General features: G+C 65.6%; 15 protein-coding genes, 1 tRNA gene and 1 other RNA gene. 3 read left to right on the forward strand and 14 right to left on the reverse strand.

Going from position 1 to position 17,057, the window contains the following annotated elements:
- Positions 1-127 precede the first annotated feature (127 nt).
- On the forward strand, positions 128-1,567 hold the full coding sequence (locus ACZI8W_RS12470; RefSeq protein ID WP_463368798.1) for a DEAD/DEAH box helicase: 1,440 nt from the start codon (positions 128-130) through the stop codon (positions 1,565-1,567).
- 13 nt (positions 1,568-1,580) lie between these two features.
- On the opposite strand, the gene ACZI8W_RS12475 is transcribed toward ACZI8W_RS12470, so the two are convergent.
- The 3 genes from ACZI8W_RS12475 to ACZI8W_RS12485 all read right to left on the reverse strand — a co-directional run bounded on the left by ACZI8W_RS12475 (position 1,581) and on the right by ACZI8W_RS12485 (position 4,459).
- On the reverse strand, positions 1,581-2,603 hold the full coding sequence (locus tag ACZI8W_RS12475; RefSeq protein ID WP_463368799.1) for a CobW family GTP-binding protein: 1,023 nt from the start codon (positions 2,601-2,603) through the stop codon (positions 1,581-1,583).
- Positions 2,604-2,738: 135 nt separating this feature from the next.
- Positions 2,739-3,377, reverse strand: a complete 639-nt coding sequence (locus ACZI8W_RS12480; protein WP_463368800.1) for an MBL fold metallo-hydrolase — start codon at positions 3,375-3,377, stop codon at positions 2,739-2,741.
- Positions 3,374-4,459 carry an S-(hydroxymethyl)mycothiol dehydrogenase gene (locus ACZI8W_RS12485; RefSeq protein WP_463368801.1) on the reverse strand — a complete coding sequence of 362 codons (1,086 nt, stop codon included), beginning with the start codon at positions 4,457-4,459 and terminating at the stop codon, positions 3,374-3,376. Before ACZI8W_RS12485 ends, ACZI8W_RS12480 begins: the two co-directional genes overlap by 4 nt.
- A 279-nt stretch (positions 4,460-4,738) precedes the next feature.
- Here ACZI8W_RS12485 and ACZI8W_RS12490 point away from each other — a divergent pair, with 279 nt between their 5' ends.
- The gene (locus tag ACZI8W_RS12490) at positions 4,739-6,508 is read left to right on the forward strand and encodes a cutinase family protein (RefSeq protein ID WP_463368802.1); all 1,770 of its coding nucleotides are present in this window, start codon (positions 4,739-4,741) and stop codon (positions 6,506-6,508) included.
- Between the two features lie 41 nt (positions 6,509-6,549).
- On the opposite strand, the gene ACZI8W_RS12495 is transcribed toward ACZI8W_RS12490, so the two are convergent.
- From ACZI8W_RS12495 to ACZI8W_RS12505, 3 genes are all read right to left on the reverse strand, one after another.
- Positions 6,550-7,827: a helix-turn-helix transcriptional regulator gene (locus ACZI8W_RS12495; protein WP_463368803.1), complete on the reverse strand. Its 1,278-nt coding sequence runs from the start codon at positions 7,825-7,827 to the stop codon at positions 6,550-6,552.
- Between the two features lie 99 nt (positions 7,828-7,926).
- The gene (locus ACZI8W_RS12500) at positions 7,927-8,586 is read right to left on the reverse strand and encodes a Uma2 family endonuclease (protein WP_463368804.1); all 660 of its coding nucleotides are present in this window, start codon (positions 8,584-8,586) and stop codon (positions 7,927-7,929) included.
- 9 nt (positions 8,587-8,595) lie between these two features.
- Complete coding sequence (locus ACZI8W_RS12505; protein ID WP_463368805.1) at positions 8,596-9,672, reverse strand: GNAT family N-acetyltransferase; 1,077 nt, start codon at positions 9,670-9,672, stop codon at positions 8,596-8,598.
- 38 nt (positions 9,673-9,710) lie between these two features.
- Between ACZI8W_RS12505 and ACZI8W_RS12510 the strand changes: the two genes are divergently transcribed.
- Entirely contained in the window at positions 9,711-10,310 is a 600-nt protein-coding gene (locus tag ACZI8W_RS12510) for a TetR/AcrR family transcriptional regulator (protein WP_463368806.1), read from the forward strand.
- 178 nt (positions 10,311-10,488) lie between these two features.
- Here ACZI8W_RS12510 and ACZI8W_RS12515 read toward each other — a convergent pair.
- From ACZI8W_RS12515 to ftsX, 8 genes are all read right to left on the reverse strand, one after another.
- Positions 10,489-10,561 (reverse strand) — tRNA-Ala (locus tag ACZI8W_RS12515).
- A gap of 131 nt (positions 10,562-10,692) precedes the next feature.
- On the reverse strand, positions 10,693-11,442 hold the full coding sequence (locus ACZI8W_RS12520; protein WP_463368807.1) for a DsbA family protein: 750 nt from the start codon (positions 11,440-11,442) through the stop codon (positions 10,693-10,695).
- Positions 11,439-11,969 (reverse strand): MauE/DoxX family redox-associated membrane protein, encoded by a 531-nt coding sequence (locus tag ACZI8W_RS12525; protein ID WP_463368808.1) that lies wholly within the window; start codon positions 11,967-11,969, stop codon positions 11,439-11,441. Before ACZI8W_RS12525 ends, ACZI8W_RS12520 begins: the two co-directional genes overlap by 4 nt.
- Before the next feature lie 25 nt (positions 11,970-11,994).
- Positions 11,995-13,230, reverse strand: coding sequence for an MFS transporter (locus tag ACZI8W_RS12530; RefSeq protein WP_463368809.1), 1,236 nt, complete (start codon positions 13,228-13,230; stop codon positions 11,995-11,997).
- Between the two features lie 63 nt (positions 13,231-13,293).
- Positions 13,294-14,922: a phosphoglucomutase (alpha-D-glucose-1,6-bisphosphate-dependent) gene (gene pgm, locus ACZI8W_RS12535; protein ID WP_463368810.1), complete on the reverse strand. Its 1,629-nt coding sequence runs from the start codon at positions 14,920-14,922 to the stop codon at positions 13,294-13,296.
- A gap of 190 nt (positions 14,923-15,112) precedes the next feature.
- Positions 15,113-15,483: a transfer-messenger RNA gene (ssrA, locus tag ACZI8W_RS12540) on the reverse strand.
- A gap of 104 nt (positions 15,484-15,587) precedes the next feature.
- Entirely contained in the window at positions 15,588-16,061 is a 474-nt protein-coding gene (gene smpB / locus ACZI8W_RS12545) for an SsrA-binding protein SmpB (RefSeq protein ID WP_463368811.1), read from the reverse strand.
- A gap of 68 nt (positions 16,062-16,129) precedes the next feature.
- Positions 16,130-17,035: a permease-like cell division protein FtsX gene (ftsX, locus tag ACZI8W_RS12550; protein ID WP_463368812.1), complete on the reverse strand. Its 906-nt coding sequence runs from the start codon at positions 17,033-17,035 to the stop codon at positions 16,130-16,132.
- Positions 17,036-17,057 lie beyond the last annotated feature (22 nt).

The raw sequence follows: 17,057 nt of genomic DNA on the forward strand, positions 1-17,057 counted from the left end.
GCCCGGGATCGTGCCCGGCCCGCAAGCAAGGACACGCATCGGCCTTCCTCGCGGCGATCACACCGCACCATTCGGGTTCACTCCCGCATGCGTGCATACACGCCGCAGTGAAAGGCAGCGCTGTTCCATGACCACATCCTTTTCCGATCTCGGGGTTCCCCGTCCGCTCGTCGCCGCACTGAGCGACTCGGGTATCACCAGCCCGTTCCCCATCCAGGAAGACACCCTTCCCGACTCCCTCGCAGGTCGCGACGTTCTCGGCCGCGGCCGAACCGGTAGCGGTAAGACCTTGGCGTTCTCCATCCCGCTCACCGCTCGTCTCTCCGGAGGCTCGACGCGTGCGGCCGGGCGTCCCCGCGGCCTCGTGCTCGCTCCCACCCGCGAACTCGCAACGCAGATCGCCGCGGTGGTCGAACCCCTCGCACACACCGCGGGCCTGCGGGTCACCACCATCTTCGGTGGGGTGTCGCAGAACCGTCAGGTCGAGGCCCTCCGACGCGGCGTCGATATCGTCATCGCCTGCCCGGGTCGTCTCGAGGACCTGATGCGTCAGGGCTTCATCAGCCTCGATGCCGTCGAACTCACCGTCCTCGACGAGGCCGACCACATGGCCGACCTCGGATTCCTCCCCGGGGTCACCCGCATTCTGAACGCCACCGCCACGAGCGGGCAGCGACTCCTGTTCTCGGCGACGCTGGACAACGGTGTCGACAAGCTCGTCAAGAAGTTCCTGAAGAATCCGATTCTCCACTCGGTCGACGAGGCCCACTCCCCCGTCGCCGCGATGACCCACCACGTGTTCGACGTTGCCGGCGTCGACGCGAAGAAGGACCTCGTCCGCACCCTCGCTTCGGGTACGGGGCGCCGCATCCTGTTCATGCGCACCAAGCATCAGGCGCGCAAGCTCGCCAAGCAGCTCACCGACTCCGGAATCCCCGCGGTAGATCTGCACGGCAACCTGTCGCAGAACGCACGCGACCGGAACCTGGCGGCATTCTCGTCGGGCGCAGCACGCGTGCTGGTCGCGACCGACGTAGCGGCACGCGGTGTGCACGTCGACGATGTACAGCTGGTGGTGCACGTGGATCCGCCCGCCGAGCACAAGGCGTACCTGCACCGGTCCGGCCGGACCGCGCGCGCAGGCAGCACCGGTGACGTGGTGACGCTCGTGCTCCCGGATCAGCGCAAAGACCTCGCGACGATCATGCGCAAGGCATCGATCAGCGTCACTCCGGTGAAGTCCACCGCCAGCTCCGAGCACGTCCTCGCGCTCGTCGGCGAGATCGCACCGCACGTGCCGCCGGCACCGAAGCAGGCAGCGACGTCCGGATCGAACCGGCCGTCACGCTCGGGTGGTGCCCGCCGCACCGGCGGATCCCGACAGAGTGGCGGTGCACGCAACGAAGGTGGAGCACGCCAGGGTGGATCCGGTCGGCAGGGCTCGGGTGCACGCACCGGCTCCGCCGCACGCCAGGGTGGTACGGGGGGCCGTCGTGCCGCGGCCGGACAGGGCGCGGCGGGTGGCGGCCAGCGTCGGGCACCACGCCGCAGCGCAGCCGCCCGCTAGGCAGGGGAGTTCTTCAGGTCGCCGTGAACCGGTGGACGGCGTACATCGCGTCCGCCGACACCGGTTCGCCCGCGACACATCGACGCAACCGATCGCGTACCGCGTCGGAATCGAGATCGGCCCCGATGACGACGAGCCGGGTGGTGCCCGGAGCCTCGTCACCACGTCCGGGTGGTTCGAATCGGATGTGGTCGCCGACGGTCTGCAACAGATACCTCGTCGAGCGCAGTCCCGCGGTAACTGTCACGTAGCCCTTGATCCGGAAGACTCCCGCGGGCTGATTCTCCAGAAGGTTCACGAGCACGCGCGGATGCAGTGGCGCGTCGCTTTCGAACGTGATCGAGTCGTATCCGTCGTGCAGGTGTCGATGCCGGTGTTCGTTGCACTCCCGCAGCAGGTCGTCGAGGGTCAGTTGTTCGCCCGGCTTCGCCTCGGTGCGCTCGGTGAAATCGAACAGTAGACCCGGGTCGATCCGACTGTGGTCGGTCGACACCACCGCCGCCCGTGCATTGAGTCGGCACAGGTGACCGAGCAGGTCGTCATGAGCATCGCTGTCGACGAGGTCGGTCTTGTTCAGGAGAATCAAGTCGGCCATCGCGACGTGCTGGTCGAGTTCGGGGTGCCGCTCCCGCGTGGTGTCGAACTCGTATGCGTCGACGACGAGCACGAGTCCGCCGTAGGTGATGTGTTCGTTCTCCGTGCTGACAACGAGCCTGATCATGTTGCGCGGTTCCGCCAACCCGCTTGCTTCGACGACGATGACGTCGAGATCGGATTTCGGGTGCGCAAGCTTGTCGAGCATCGCGTCCATCTCACTGACATCGACCGCGCAGCACAGGCATCCGTTACTGAGCGAAACCATCGAGTCGACCTGCCCCGCGACCATCATCGAATCGATGTTCACGGCGCCGAAGTCGTTGACTATCACTCCAATTCGAGCGCCCCGGGTATTGCGCAACAGATGGTTGAGCAGGGTGGTCTTTCCCGATCCGAGGAAGCCTGCAACAACGACGACCGGAATCTTCCGTTTCGCCACGCGCTTTCCTCCTCGACCGTCGTTCGCCCGGGCAACCCATGCTAGGACGTGCACGCGTCGGCCTCCTCACCCACCCTCGACACGCCGGTGCGTGGTTCCGGTAGCCGGTGCTACCGGAACCACGCACGGGTGGCGTCAGCCGCCTTGCCTGATCCACTCCTCGAGGTGCGGCGATTCGGTACCGATCGTGGTGCCGTCACCGTGCCCGGTGTGCACCGTCGTCTCCGCCGGGAGAACGAACAGCTTGTCGCGGATCGATCCGATGATCGTCGGGAAGTCCGAGAAGGAGCGACCCGTCGCGCCGGGCCCACCCGAGAACAGGGTGTCGCCGGTGAACAGTTCCCCGGCTTCCGGCAGATACAGGCAGGTCGAGCCCGGCGAATGGCCGGGCGTGGAGATCGCCTGGATATCGGTGCCCGCAACCCTGATTCTGTCGCCGTCCTCGAGCGTGCCGTGCGCGACCCCCGGATGGGTGGCTTCCCAGAGCATGTTGTCGGCCGGGTTGAGCAGGATCGGCGCGTCGAGCTTCTCGGACAACTCGGGAGCGACGGTGATGTGGTCGTTGTGCGCGTGCGTGCACACGATCGCCACCACCCGACGGTGGCCGACGGCGTCGATGATCGGCTGCGCGGTGTGCGCTGCGTCGATCACCACCACCTCGTCGTCGTTGCCGACCAGCCAGATGTTGTTGTCGACCTCCCACTCGCCGCCGTCGAGCGCGAACACGCCCGAGGTGACGACACGGTCGACCCTGATCGGGCTCGTCGCGCTCACAACACCACCACCGAACGCAGGACTTCACCGTGGTGCATCGTCTCGAAGGCCTTCTCGACGTCGTCGATGCCGATGCGCTCGGTGACGAACTTCTCGAGCGGAAGCCGTCCCTGCTGATAGAGGTCGACGTAGGTCGGGAAGTCGCGTTCGGGCAGGCAGTCGCCGTACCACGAACTCTTGAGCGACCCACCGTGCGAGAAGAAGTCGATCAGTGGCATCTCGAGGGTCATGTCGGGGGTCGGCACACCGACGAGCACGACCGTGCCCGCGAGGTCGCGGGCGTAGAACGCCTGCTTGTAGGTCTCGGGACGACCGACCGCGTCGATGACGACGTCGGCGCCGAAACCACCGGTGATCTCCTGGATGCGCTCCACCGGATCGACGCTGGTCGAATTGATCACGTGGGTGGCGCCGAGATCGGTGGCCCATGCAAGCTTCGTGTCGTCGCGGTCTACCGCGATGATCGTGCCGGCACCCGCGAGCCGTGCACCCATGATCGCGGCATCACCGACACCGCCGCAACCGATGACGGCGACGGATTGACCGCGGGTGACTCCGCCGGTGTTGACGGCAGCGCCCAGGCCTGCCATCACGCCGCAGCCGAGCAGTCCCACGACTGCCGGATCGGCGGTCGGATCGACCTTGGTGCACTGCCCCGCGTGGACGAGCGTCTTGTCGGCGAATGCGCCGATGCCGAGCGCCGGCGACAGTTCGGTGCCGTCCTCGAGGGTCATCTTCTGGGTGGCGTTGAACGTCGAGAAGCAGTACTGCGGTTGACCACGCTTGCAGGCACGACACTGACCGCACACGGCGCGCCAGTTCAGAACGACGAAGTCCCCCACCTCCACCGAGTCGACGCCGACACCGACGGATTCGACGACGCCGGCCGCTTCGTGGCCGAGCAGGAACGGGAACTCGTCGTTGATGCCGCCTTCGCGGTAGTGCAGGTCGGTGTGGCACACACCGCACGCCGCGATCGCGACGACCACCTCACCCGGTCCCGGATCAGGGATGACGACGGGCACGACCTCGACGGGAGCACCCTTCGCGCGTGCAACGACTCCTCGGACTGTCTGCGACATGGTGATGTCTCCTTCGTGACTGTGGCGGGAGCCTGGGTGGGCTCCCACACGACCCTATCCACCGCCGCGACTCTCTGGACCTGTTCGAACGACGAGACCTACCTGTCCGAACGAACAGCCTGTGGTGGTCGTCGGACAAATCGTGGGGATACAACGCCGGTCGATGTGGAGTACCGATCGATTTGTAACGCCGCAGTCGGTTCCGGCGACGTCTGTGTTGACCCGCTCGCAATTCCCGCCCGGATTTTCCGACTGGTGAGATCGGATTGGTAATAACCCATGGCAACTCGTAACTCGTCGTCCCGACGCCGGATTCTCGCCGGCATCCTGGCTCCTGTGACACTCGGCGTCGCGGCCATCGTCGCGGTCACCGTGGCGCAGCCCAACGTGCCCACCACCGCCGACCCCGCACTCGTGGTGTCGACACAGGATTGCTACGACATGGTGACCATCTCGCTCGGTGGCAGGGGCGACGCGCCGCGCGACCAGAGCAAGATGCTGGTCACGCCGGACGGGACCACGCTGCCCGCAGCGCTGTCGGACGATTACCACAGTCACTGGGTCGACCCGGTTGTCAATGCACCGCGGGACACTGTGGGTGACGAATCCTACGCGGCCGTCTACGTCGACTACCCGGCTCACATGGACTCTTACGAGGATGCCGTCAACGGGGGCGTCGAGAACACCAAGACGATCATCCAGGCCATCCAGGTTTCGTGCCCCGACACGAAGTTCGCCATCGTCGGATACAGCCAGGGCGCCGACGTCGCGCGTCGGGCAGCCCAGGAGATCGGCAACCAGAAACCGAACGAGGACGGGTCGTACGACATCATCGACCCCGATTCCGTCGTCGGCGTGGTGATCCTCGCAGATGCCGGTCGCGGGGCAGGTGAGGGCCCGTTCCCGGGCGCCGAGAACGAGTACCGCAATCCCGACGGATTCGACCGCGAGTACCAGGACGGGAACGACAGCGCGTCCGGGAGTGGCGCTCTGCCGGGTACCGGGGGCGGGTTCGGTGCGCTCGACGGCAAGGTCGCGTCGTTCTGCTCCGAAGGAGATCTGACCTGCTCGGCACCTGAGAATATCGCGCTCTTGGAGCTCGCGATCAACGTCGGCCGGCAGCTCAACATCGATGCATTGCAGCGTGACGGACTCACCCCGGAAACCGGAATGAACGTCGCCCAGGTGCTCAGTGGTGTGGCCCTTGCCGCTCTCGCAGACATCAGCGCGAACGACGAGTGGATGCGATCGGACGAGACCTTCCTCGATGTCCTGATCAAGGTGTCGGATCCGGCGTACGTTCCGAACGACCCCGCGGTGAAGAATGTCTCAGCTGACGGCACCGAGAGCACCGAGGAGCCGATCCCGGCCGACCGTCTCGCGAACCTGGCGTACTTGCCGGAGAAGCTCCTCAAGGAGGTCGTCGGATTCATCGAGGACAACCAGAACACTCTCCAGGTGGCGCTGAGCGATCCGTACCAGCAAACTCTCGGCCCCGATACCGGTCACCACTTCGACTACTGGCGCGACAACGGCGAAGGCAAGCCGTTGACCTCCGCCGAGTACGCGGCCGCATGGCTGACTCACCTCGCCGAACAGGCGAAGAACGGTGAGTCCGTGAAGACCGACGTGGACCCGAACACCGCGAAGCTCGGTATCGCAGGTGATGAGGCGCTCATGGTCGAGACCACCTCGACCACGGCCACCAGCTCGCCGACCGAGGTTGCCGCGACCGACACCGTCACCTCCACAGAGGGCACCGCACCACTGCCGGAGGCCGGGGTTCCCGCACCTGTCGACACCGCCGCACCGGTGGACCCGCTCACCGTCCCCGCTCCCGGCGCGACCGACCCGGCAACTGCACCGTCCGAGGGACTCGACATCCCGGCACCCGGGCTGACCCCGGCACCCACGACGACCACGCAGGCTCCACCGGCGGGTGACGGCAGCGTGACCTCACCCGAGCCGCAGGTCTCGGGTTCCACCACGACGACCACAGCACCGAACCCGACGAGCACCACGACGCCGCGGCAACCTGCAGCGGCCTGAGGTGCCACCTGTGAGATCTGCCCTCGTCACGAACTCCGACGTCAGCCCGCAGCTTTGACACCCGCCTCGGCACCGAGTGCCGCTGCCTCGCCGCGGGTACTGACATCGAGTTTTCGCAGCAGGCTCGCAACATGGAACTTGACCGTGGATTCACTGACACCCAGGCGTTCGGCGATCACCCGATTACGTCGTCCCGCCACGAGGTGTTCGAGTACCTCGATCTCGCGAGCGCCGAGCCCGGCCAAGGCGTCCACCGCGGCACCGTCGGTCAGCCCGACCGGAAGATCCAAGGGCAGTGACGCACTCACGCGGCACCCCCATCCGTCCGTCGACTCGGATTCGATGGTGCCGCCCATCGTTTCGACCCGGTCACGTAGCTGACGTTCGAGTTCGGCGGCGTCGGCCTCACCTCTGCCGTCGTCCCGAATGTCGACACCCAAGTGCGCGCCGTCACAGCTCCACGCGACTCGGATACGCGTGACTTCGCTCTGCGCCGACATAGCGAGGACGGCCCCGCGGGCCAGCGCGCGGGCAGCGTGCGCGACCTCACCGGGAAGGGCGCGTCCGTGGCCGGGTGGCGCCACCATCTCCAGGTCGAGATCTCGGTGCCGAACAAGCGTCCGCAATTCGCCGTGCATCCGGGCAAACGCTGTTGTCACCGCCTCCTCCGCCAGCTCACGGTGTGCATCGACCGCCGAGCGCAACGCGATCAACGCACCCGTCGCGGTGTCGCGTGCCGTGGCGCGCGCACGAGCGTCGTCGAGATCCTTCGAACGCAGCGTCGCCAGGATCGTTTCGAGCGTGACAGCGTGCGCTTCCGTGAGCTCGGCGACGGTACGCGCACGCTCCGCGGACGCTGCCCTCGACTCCGCCAGGTACGCGGGGCTGGCACTGTGCACCTGGAGCTGGATTCCGGTCGCGACGATCGTGAACAGCGACCGCACCAGTTCGAGGGACGCCGCGGAAGCCCGAGCTCCATGCGGTACCAGAACGAGGAGGGTGTCGGTGCGATCCAGCATCACGCACACGTCCCGGTCTCGCCCCGCGACCCGTGCCGGACCGCGCCGGATCTCGCCTGCCGTCAGCTCGGTGCGGATACGGTCGAGTTCCGCGATCGTGACCCGATCGACGATCGCGGGATCGCCGGCCACCTTGCGTGGCCGTCCGGTGCACTCGCGTGTGAACACCACGAGAGCGCTGTGTGGAACGTATGCGTCGATCAGCACCGAGAACCGCTGACCGATCTCGGTCAGCGGGCCTACCAGCGCGTCCCGCAGGTCGGTGATCAGAATCTCGGGACGAGGCAGTGCGGTACTCACCACCCCACGATATCGGCCGGTATCGTCTCTCTTCCGATCACCAGTGGCAGCGCTCGCAGTGTGGAACGTCAGTGCGCGAACGGTCGGTCTGCCAGACGATCAGAATGCCAGCGACGACCAGGAAATCTCGATCTGGAACGGATACGGGAAAGAAATGCCGGACACTGCCCCCGGCCCCCACTGCCCTGCAAGCAGGTAATTCGCGGACCGGAGCGGCCGTACTCGCGCGGGGAGTTCTGCGTGGCCGACTTCGAGGACATACACACGCAGGGCTCCGATACCGGTGAGATCCTGTAGTAGTTCGACCTCCCAGTATGAGGGAATGCCAGCGCTCGAGTACCGTGCCTTCTTCGCTTCGACGTCTCCCGGTGTGTTCGACGGTGAGAGCACCTCACCGACGAGGGCGGTATCGCCTGCCCGCACATCGGAGCCCGGCGGGAGGCATCGATGTACCAGGAAGTCGGGGGTGACGAAGTCGGATTTGCCGGTGTGCCCGAAGAAGACATTGGTCTCGAGATTCACCCGCCAGCACCCCTCTGGATGCTCAACCATATCGCTGCGGGCACAGCGCTCGAGTTCGTTCGTCACGCGACGCATCGCCGTCTGGTGCTCGCCAGGACCCCGGCGTAGCCACACCACTCGCCTATCCCACAACTCGATCCGCGAAGCGACCTCGTAGGGCAACTCCTCCAATTCGTCCCATGTCATGAACTCGGGAAGGTCAGGATGCTCAGCGCTGCGAGCGCTCGGCGGGAGCATGGGCACATGCTACCGACCGACCGGGTCAGTGGACAGTGCGCCGTAGATGAGCGTGTCCGTCCACTCACCCTTGCTCCACCAGTCCTGTCGCAGATGCGCTTCCTGCCGCATTCCGGCGCGCTGCGCGAGTCGAGCGGAGGCGCCGTTGCGGGCATCCATCTGAGCCGTGACCCGATGAAGCTTGTACCGGCCGAACGCCAGATGGAGCACGGCCTGCACGGCTTCGGTCGCAAAGGCTCTGCCGCCGTACGCCGGGTCGAGCACCCAGCCGATCTCAGCGACTCGACCCGCTACGTCGGTAGGCCAGAGCTGCACGTCACCGATGACCGCACTGTCGTGCTCGATGATCAGTGCGACAGCACCTCCAGCATCAACGCCGGTCTTCGCCATCCGTTCACCGAGGCGGCGCGTGGCGTCTGCTTCCGACCACGGCTCATCGAGCAGATACCGGGCAACATCGCCGCGACTGTAGATGTGCTGCAACGCCGACGCATCGGCATGTTCGTGCAGCCGCAGCCGCAGCCGCGCCGTCTCCATGGGGAACAGTGTGATCGGTTCGATGTCACGCAGGTAGTGCAGCAAGACGAGTTCCTGCCCCGACGGAGCAACATCACGTGTCGCTTCCCCGTGAACGAAACCAGATCGTTCGAGTACCCGCTGAGATGCCTGGTTCTCGGGAACAGTGCGAGCGGTGACCCGTGTGAACCCACTTCTTCTGGCGAATTCGACTGAGAGAGCGAGTGCGGCCTCAGCAATCCCCTTGCCCCGGTGCGCGGGATGCACCCAGAAGCCGACCTCGACAGCGGCCTCCTCGACACCGAACAGCACAAGACTGCCGGCGAAGTCGTCCGTGACGGGGTCGCCGATCGTCAGCACCGCAAGGTCGCCGCGCTCCAGTCCTTCACGGATCGTCCCCTCGATCAGCGCGATCACCGACTCCTCGGTGTAATCCGGCTCCGGAAGGTGCGCAAACCGGCGCACCGAAGGGTCTGCAGTACCCGAGACGTATGCGCCTGCGTCGCTCGGACGCATCGCACGCACCACCGCCCGGTCGCTGCGAAGCGGAAGAAGTCTGTCGCACAACACGTTTATAAAGCTAACATAGATCGGATAAGGTGAGAAGTGTGAGCTACTGGGAGCATCGCAAACCCGTCCGCAGGACGCGCGCCGTGAATGTGCGCGAGATCGCCGACGTCGCCGTCGACCTACTGGACGAGGGTGGTCTACGCGCGCTCACCATCCGCGCAGTGGCACTCCGACTCGATGTCGCCCCGGCCAGCCTGTATTCGAGGGTCACGTCGGTCGACGATCTGTTCGACCTCGCGCTCGACGCTGCGCTCGGTCACGACACCCGGCTTCAGGACGCCGTCGACCACAGCGGATTGCACGCCCTGATGCTCACCTACTACCGCCACCTTGTTCAGCACCCCTGGGCCTGCCAGGTGATCGCCATGCGCGCCCCCAGAGGGCCCAGCTATCTGCGCTTGTCCGAGCGTATGTGCGCGCTCCTGGCCGAGGACGGCTCGGCAGATCCCCTCGGCGACGCCTACACACTGTCGAACTTCGTGATCGGGTGCGCCACGACAACCCCGGTGGCAGACGATGAGCGAGCAACCGCTGTCGACAGCGCGATTGCGCCGCTCTACGCATCACTCCACGCGACCCACCGAGTCGACAACGAAGCCATCACCGATGCCGGCCTCCGGGCCCTACTCCGGCGTTGACACCTCTCCTGGGCGGGAGAACGCCAGCCGATCACCCTCCGGCACACCCACGGACGCTCCCGCTGCGAATCACGGGTGAGGCCATCTCGACTGAAAGGACACCTCGACTGAGAGACGGTCACACAACGAAAGAACCTTGTCTCTCGATCACGAGTGACAAGGTTCTTTCGTTTCCCGGTGGAGCTAAGGGGACTCGAACCCCTGACCCCCACACTGCCAGTGTGGTGCGCTACCAGCTGCGCCATAGCCCCATATTCTTTTCTCCGCGACCAGGGTGACCCCTTCGCGCACTGAAAGAAAAACTACACCATCGGTCTTTGAGCCAACAAATCGCCTGGTCAGGGCGATGATGAGCACGAGTGCCCGTCACCGCCCCGGCCGGTCAGCCAGCGAGCTCGGACACCCAGTTGTCGTTGCCGAACGCATCGATGACGGTTCCGTTCTGGATGACGGCGGGAGTGCCCGCAGCGCCCGTGGTGGCAAGCAGTTGACGACCCGCCTCAGCAGCCTCCGCGGCCTGCTCGACGCGAGCACCGTCCGCGATGCACGACACCGCGTCTTCGGATGCTCCGGCATCGCGGGCCATCTGCGCGAGCTGCTCGTTGCTGTGATCGCTGCTGCCGCCTTCCGCGGGCTGATTGTCCGGGGAGAACACTGCATTGTGAAATGCGGAGAACGCGATCGCGTCACCGGTCTGAGCGACACACTGGTTTGCTGCCACGACCCGGGTCGAGTAGTCGCCGCTGCCGGACAATCGGTCGAGGAACGCGAGGATGTGGTAGCGCACCGCGATGGACCCTTCGTCGATCTCCTGTGCCAGTTCTTGTCCGTGCCTGTGTTCGAGTTCGGCGCAGTACGGGCACATCGGATCTTCGAAGACGTCGATGGTAGTCGCGGCATCCGGCAACCCCAGCAGGATCGTGCCGTCGTCGTCGAGGGACACCTCTACGGCGCTGTTGCTGACGGCGCCGTACCCGTCGTTGCGGGACTCGGTGCTACCCGACTGCCACAGCACTCCGCCGATGACGAGTACCGCAATGATCACGACCGCGATACCACCCAGGATGTAGGTGGATGTGTTCGATGTCGGCTCCGGCGAGTACTTGACCGGCTTGATCTTCTTCGCACTCACGAATGCTGTCCTTCGTTGATCGGTGAATAATCCGGCTTCACTGTGCCACCGGGGCCTGAGTTCGTCCTGAGATCGGCCCGGGACCGCGGGCCGAGCGCAAGGGGTGTGCGCGGAAACACAACCAACCACACCGACAGCGCGAGGAAACCCACATCGCGGGCAATCTCGCGGGCGTAATCACCACCATCTATACCTTCTGCCACGCCGCCGCCCCCGAAGCATCCGCAGTCGATGGACAATCCCCGGCTCCAGGCCGACACGATCGCACCGATCAGCACCACGAGCGTCAGCGCGGACAACACGCCCGCCGGTCGCACCGCCAGTCCGACCAGCAGCAACAGTCCGAGTACCAGTTCGACCATCGGGAGTACCGCGGCCACAGGCCTGACCAGGTCGCCGGGAAGAAGTTGATAGGCGCGCACCGCAACGACGGTCTGGGTCGGATCGGAGAATTTGATCCACCCGGATATCAGCCAGACCGCGGCCAGGCCCAGCCGCGCCGCCACGGAGACGATGCGAATCCACACGCGGACGACAGTACAGACGAAACGGTCAGCGCTCCGTATCCCCTGTCACAGGTTTCTCGGCGACCGGTTCGACGATCGGCGCATCCTGACGTGGCGCCCGTGCCAGCACCCACGGAATCGTCGCCGCCAACATGATCGCGCCGGTCACGCCGAACGCCACCGAATAGGACCATCGCTCGGCAATCATGCCCGCGACGATCGGGCCGATCACGGCCCCGACGTCCGAGGTCATCTGGAACGTGGCGAGCACCGGACCCCCGCGCGCCTTGCTGCCCACCACATCGGCGATCGCGGCCTGCTGCGACGGGTTGATCAGGCCCGACCCCATGCCTGCCACGAAGGACGTGATCAGGAACACCGTGAGGTCGGAGGACAGCCCCATCACGACGGTGCTCACACCGCAGACGACGAGCCCCGCAAGAACGAACGGGCGCCGACCGTACCTGTCCGACCACGCGCCGGACTTGACCAGCACGATCGCGTTGCCCACCGCGAATGCGGTCAGTGCGACACCCGCGATTCCTTCGCTCTGGTTCAGGGCTTCGACGACGAACAGCGGGACCATCGCGACGCGGACACCGAACACCACCCAGCCGTTGGCGAAGTTCGAGGTCAGTGCCGCCCGATAGGTCGACGACCGGAGCGCGGTACGTAGGCGCATCACCGGAGCACCGTCGCCCGAAGCCGGCTGCGCCAGATGCGACTTGCGCAGGCTGATCCCGACTACGGAGGCCGCCACGAGCAGCGCGACCGCGTAGATGAGGAACGGGGCACGCAGCCCGAGCCCGACAAGAGCCCCGCCGAGGAGCGGCCCGGTGATGTTGCCGAGGAGGAAACTCGTCGCATACAGCGCCGACACACGGCCGCGCGCATCGGGCGGTGCGATCCGCACGAGCAACCCCAAGGCAGCGACGGTGAACATCGTCGAGCCGATCCCGCCGAGCCCTCGGAAGACCAGGAGCTGCCAGTACGTCTGCGCGAAGGCACACGCCCCCGTCGACACAGCGACGATGAGCACGCCGGTGATGTAGATGGGTCGCTCGCCGAGCTTCTGGACGAGCAAGCCGCTGGCCGGCGCGAACGCGAGCCGCATGAAGGCAAACGCCGAGATGACGACCGTCGCTGCGGTGATACCCACGTCGAAGCTCCGCGCGAACTGCGGCAGAGCGGGAGCGACGAGACCGAAACCGAGGGCGATGACGAAACTCGCCGCAACCAGAACCCAGATTTCCCGCGGCAGAGCCACCTCACGTGTACGCATGATGCGGCAATGTTAGCGACGCGCACGACCAGGCCGGGTTCGAGCCCGACGTGCCGCCCGCCGTCAGCCCAGCACCGACGACACCAGTTCCCGCGCCGCATCCTGCACCTGCGCGAGGTGCTCGGGGCCCTTGAACGATTCTGCGTAGATCTTGTACACGTCCTCAGTGCCGGACGGGCGTGCCGCGAACCATGCGTTCTCGGTCGTCACCTTCAGTCCGCCGATCGCCGCGCCGTTGCCGGGCGCCTCGGTGAGTGTCGCGGTGATCTTCTCACCCGCAAGTTCGGTGGCGCTCACCTGCTCCGGCGACAGCTTCGCGAGAATCGCCTTCTGTTCGCGCGTGGCCGGTGCATCGACCCGCGCATAGGCCGGAGCTCCGTACCGGCCGGCAAGTTCGGCGTACCGCGCAGAGGGCGTCGCACCGGTGACCGCCGTGATCTCGGCGGCCAGCAGAGCCAGCACGATGCCGTCCTTGTCGGTGGACCACACCGAGCCGTCGCGACGCAGGAAAGAAGCACCCGCGCTCTCTTCTCCCCCGAATCCGAGACTGCCGTCGAGCAGACCCGGCACGAACCACTTGAAGCCCACCGGTACTTCGAGCAAGTCACGTCCCATCCCCGACGCAACACGATCGATCATCGACGAACTCACCAGCGTTTTGCCGACCTTACTGCCCGCGGGCCAGCCCGGCCGGTTTCGGAAGAGATAGTCGATGGCCACCGCGAGGTAGTGGTTGGGATTGAGCAGGCCGCCGTCGGGAGTGACGATGCCGTGACGGTCCGAGTCCGCGTCGTTGCCGGTCGCGAGATCGTACTTGTCGCGAGCGCCGATGAGCGACGCCATCGCATTGGGTGACGAGCAGTCCATCCGGATCTTGCCGTCGGTGTCGAGTGTCATGAATCGCCAGGTGGCGTCGACGAGCGGGTTGACCACGGTGAGGTCGAGGCGGTGCCGGTCGGCGATCTCACCCCAGTAGTCGACCGACGCTCCGCCGAGCGGGTCGGCTCCGATGTGCAGGCCGGCCGCCCGAATAGCGTCGATGTCCACGATGTTCGGGAGGTCGTCGATGTAGGTGCCGAGGAAATCGTAGCGACCGGCCGCTGCCATCGCGTCGGCCGCCGGTACACGCTTGACGCCCGCAAGACCCGCCGCGAGGAGTTCGTTGGCACGAGCCGCGATGACGGAGGTGGCGTCGGTGTCGGCGGGTCCGCCGTGCGGCGGGTTGTATTTGAAACCCCCGTCGCGGGGCGGGTTGTGCGACGGCGTCACGACGATGCCGTCTGCGGACGCTCCGACGCCGGCATTGTGCCGCAGGATCGCATGGCTGATCGCCGGCGTCGGTGTGTATCGGTCGCGCGAATCGATCACCACCGCGACGTCGTGGGCGACCAGGACCTCGAGCGCGGTCGTCCATGCGGGCTCCGACAGGGCGTGTGTGTCGCGGCCCAGGAACAGCGGCCCGGTCGTGCCCTGCGCTGCGCGGTACTCGACGATGGCAGCGGTGGTGGCGAGGATGTGTTGTTCGTTGAAGGCCGCGTCGAGACTGGATCCGCGGTGCCCGGAAGTTCCGAAGGCCACCTGTTGAAGTGGGTTCTCGGGGTCGGGTCGAACCGTGTAGTACGCGGTCACCAGATGCGCAAGGTCCACCAGATCCTCGGGTGCGGCCGGTTGTCCGGCTCGTTCGTGCGCCATGGGTCCTCCTCGTCGAACACGTGTGGTGACCATCTTGCCCGGGCGGGGGCGCCATCGCGCGAGTTGGGCAATCCCCGGTGATATCCCCAGCACCGGCAGTGCGGCAACCGAACGGGACTCCGGTACGTCGGCAGATCGGGCCCAATACAGAAAAACGGCCCCCGACCTGGTGTCCAGATCGGGGGCCTGAGGGTGGAGCTGCCGGGAATCGAACCCGGGTCCTCCGCCGCCTCGCCAAGGCTTCTCCGTGTGCAGTTCGCTATGTCTCTGCTTGGATCTCCCGGTCTCGCGAACAAGCCGTGATGACGATCCCAGTCACTGTGTGATGTCCCATCCGACTCCGTGACCGAGCCGGTAGGTGAAGCCCTCTAGCTGATGCCAGTACCCGACCCGAGGGCGAGATCGGACTGACAGACACGCTTCGCTACTTAGGCAGCGAGAGCGTAGTCGCGCTGATTGGAATCGGCGCTTAATTGGTTGCAGCGACGCTTACGGTGGTCTCTTGCCTGCACCGACACGCTTCCCTTGACTCAACGTACGTAGTCGAAACCGTTCAGCCCCGTACGCGCCTGCGACGTTCGCAGGACTACCTACATTAACGCCATGTACACGCTATGTCATTCCCGTTTTCGCAATGTCCGAATGATTCCGATCACACCATCCGGTCAGCGCATTCCCTTCACCCGTCGGCCGAGTTCGCGGGTCACCTCACGTTCGGCAGTACGGCGAGCTAGATCCCGGCGCTTGTCGTAGTCCTGCTTGCCCTTGGCGAGCGCCAACTCGACCTTGACCTTGCCGTCGGAGAAGTACATCGACAGCGGGACCAACGTCTGGTTGCCCTCGCGAGTCTTGCCGACCAACGCATCGATTTCGCGCCGGTGCAACAACAGCTTGCGGGTTCGACGCGGGGTGTGGTTGGTCCAGGTGCCGTGCCCGTACTCCGGGATGTGCAACCCGCGCAGCCACACCTCACCGTCGTCGACCGTCGCGAACGCGTCGACGAGTGACGCCTTCCCTTCCCGGAGGGCCTTCACCTCGGTACCGACAAGCGCGATGCCCGCCTCGTACGTGTCGAGGATGGCGTAGTTGTGCCGCGCCTTACGGTTCGTGGCGATGACCTTCCGGCCCTTTTCCTTCACGTGCAGGCCTTTCAGGTTCACATCGGTCGAACAAGAACACACTCCAGCATAGGAACCCGCACAAATCGTTATTCACGCACGTACAGGCGCAGCGTCGCGTACGCGGTGATCGCGGCCATACCGACGCCGACGAGGACGAGGAACGGCGACACGAGCAGAATGTCACTGTCGGTGATCCTCGCAACGATGTTCGCGCCGTAGACCTCGGCGAGCATGTCGTCGAGGAACAGCGATTTGGCAGCGAACAACCCCCCGATGGCGAGGCCGGCACCGATGATCGCAGCAACGACGGCCTCGACGAGGAACGGAAGCTGGGTGTACCAACGGGTGGCACCCACGAGCCGCATGATTCCTACTTCGGTGCGACGAGTGAACGCGGCGATCTGCACCGTGTTGGCGATCAGCAGGATCGCCGCGACGGCCTGGATCGTCGCGATCGCGAACGCCGCGTTCCGGATCCCCCCGAGTACTCCGAACAGACGCTCGACGAGATCCTGCTGATTGAGGACGCTGTCCACACCTGGCCGCTCCGCGAAATCGGTCTGAATGATCGCGAAACTCGACGGATCCGACATCTTCACCTTGAACGACGCAGGAAAGCTCTCTGGGCTGACCAACTCGGCCAGCTCCGGCTGGTCGGCGAAGACGCGATCGGTCGCGTCCACCACGGCGTCGTCGCGGCTGAGGTACTGCACGGACACGACATCCTCGGTGTTCTCGAGGTCGGTGCGGAGCGTACTGCAGATGTCCTGCTCACAGTCCGGATCGAGCGACGAGATGTCCTCGGTCAGGAACACCTGGATCTCCACGCGGTCGAGGAAGATCTGCTGAGTCTTGCCTGCCATCTGGACGACCAGCAGACCCGCGCCGAACAGCGCGAGCGAGATCGCGGTGGTGAGGATCATCGCGACGGTCATGGTGAGATTGCGGCGCAGGCCGGTACTGACCTCGCTGAACAGGAAACTGGCGCGCATGGGAAGTCAAGGTCCTTCGGTT

This window comes from Rhodococcus ruitaii, from assembly GCF_055230935.1.

Coding starts and splice junctions, on each gene's coding strand:
- ACZI8W_RS12470 (WP_463368798.1), top strand. CDS start 128: ATGACCACATCCTTTTCCGATCTCGGGGTTCCCCGTCCGCTCGTCGCC.
- ACZI8W_RS12485 (WP_463368801.1), bottom strand. CDS start 4,459: ATGTCGCAGACAGTCCGAGGAGTCGTTGCACGCGCGAAGGGTGCTCCC.
- ACZI8W_RS12500 (WP_463368804.1), bottom strand. CDS start 8,586: ATGCTCCCGCCGAGCGCTCGCAGCGCTGAGCATCCTGACCTTCCCGAG.
- pgm (WP_463368810.1), bottom strand. CDS start 14,922: ATGGCGCACGAACGAGCCGGACAACCGGCCGCACCCGAGGATCTGGTG.
- ACZI8W_RS12530 (WP_463368809.1), bottom strand. CDS start 13,230: ATGCGTACACGTGAGGTGGCTCTGCCGCGGGAAATCTGGGTTCTGGTT.
- ACZI8W_RS12490 (WP_463368802.1), top strand. CDS start 4,739: ATGGCAACTCGTAACTCGTCGTCCCGACGCCGGATTCTCGCCGGCATC.
- ftsX (WP_463368812.1), bottom strand. CDS start 17,035: ATGCGCGCCAGTTTCCTGTTCAGCGAGGTCAGTACCGGCCTGCGCCGC.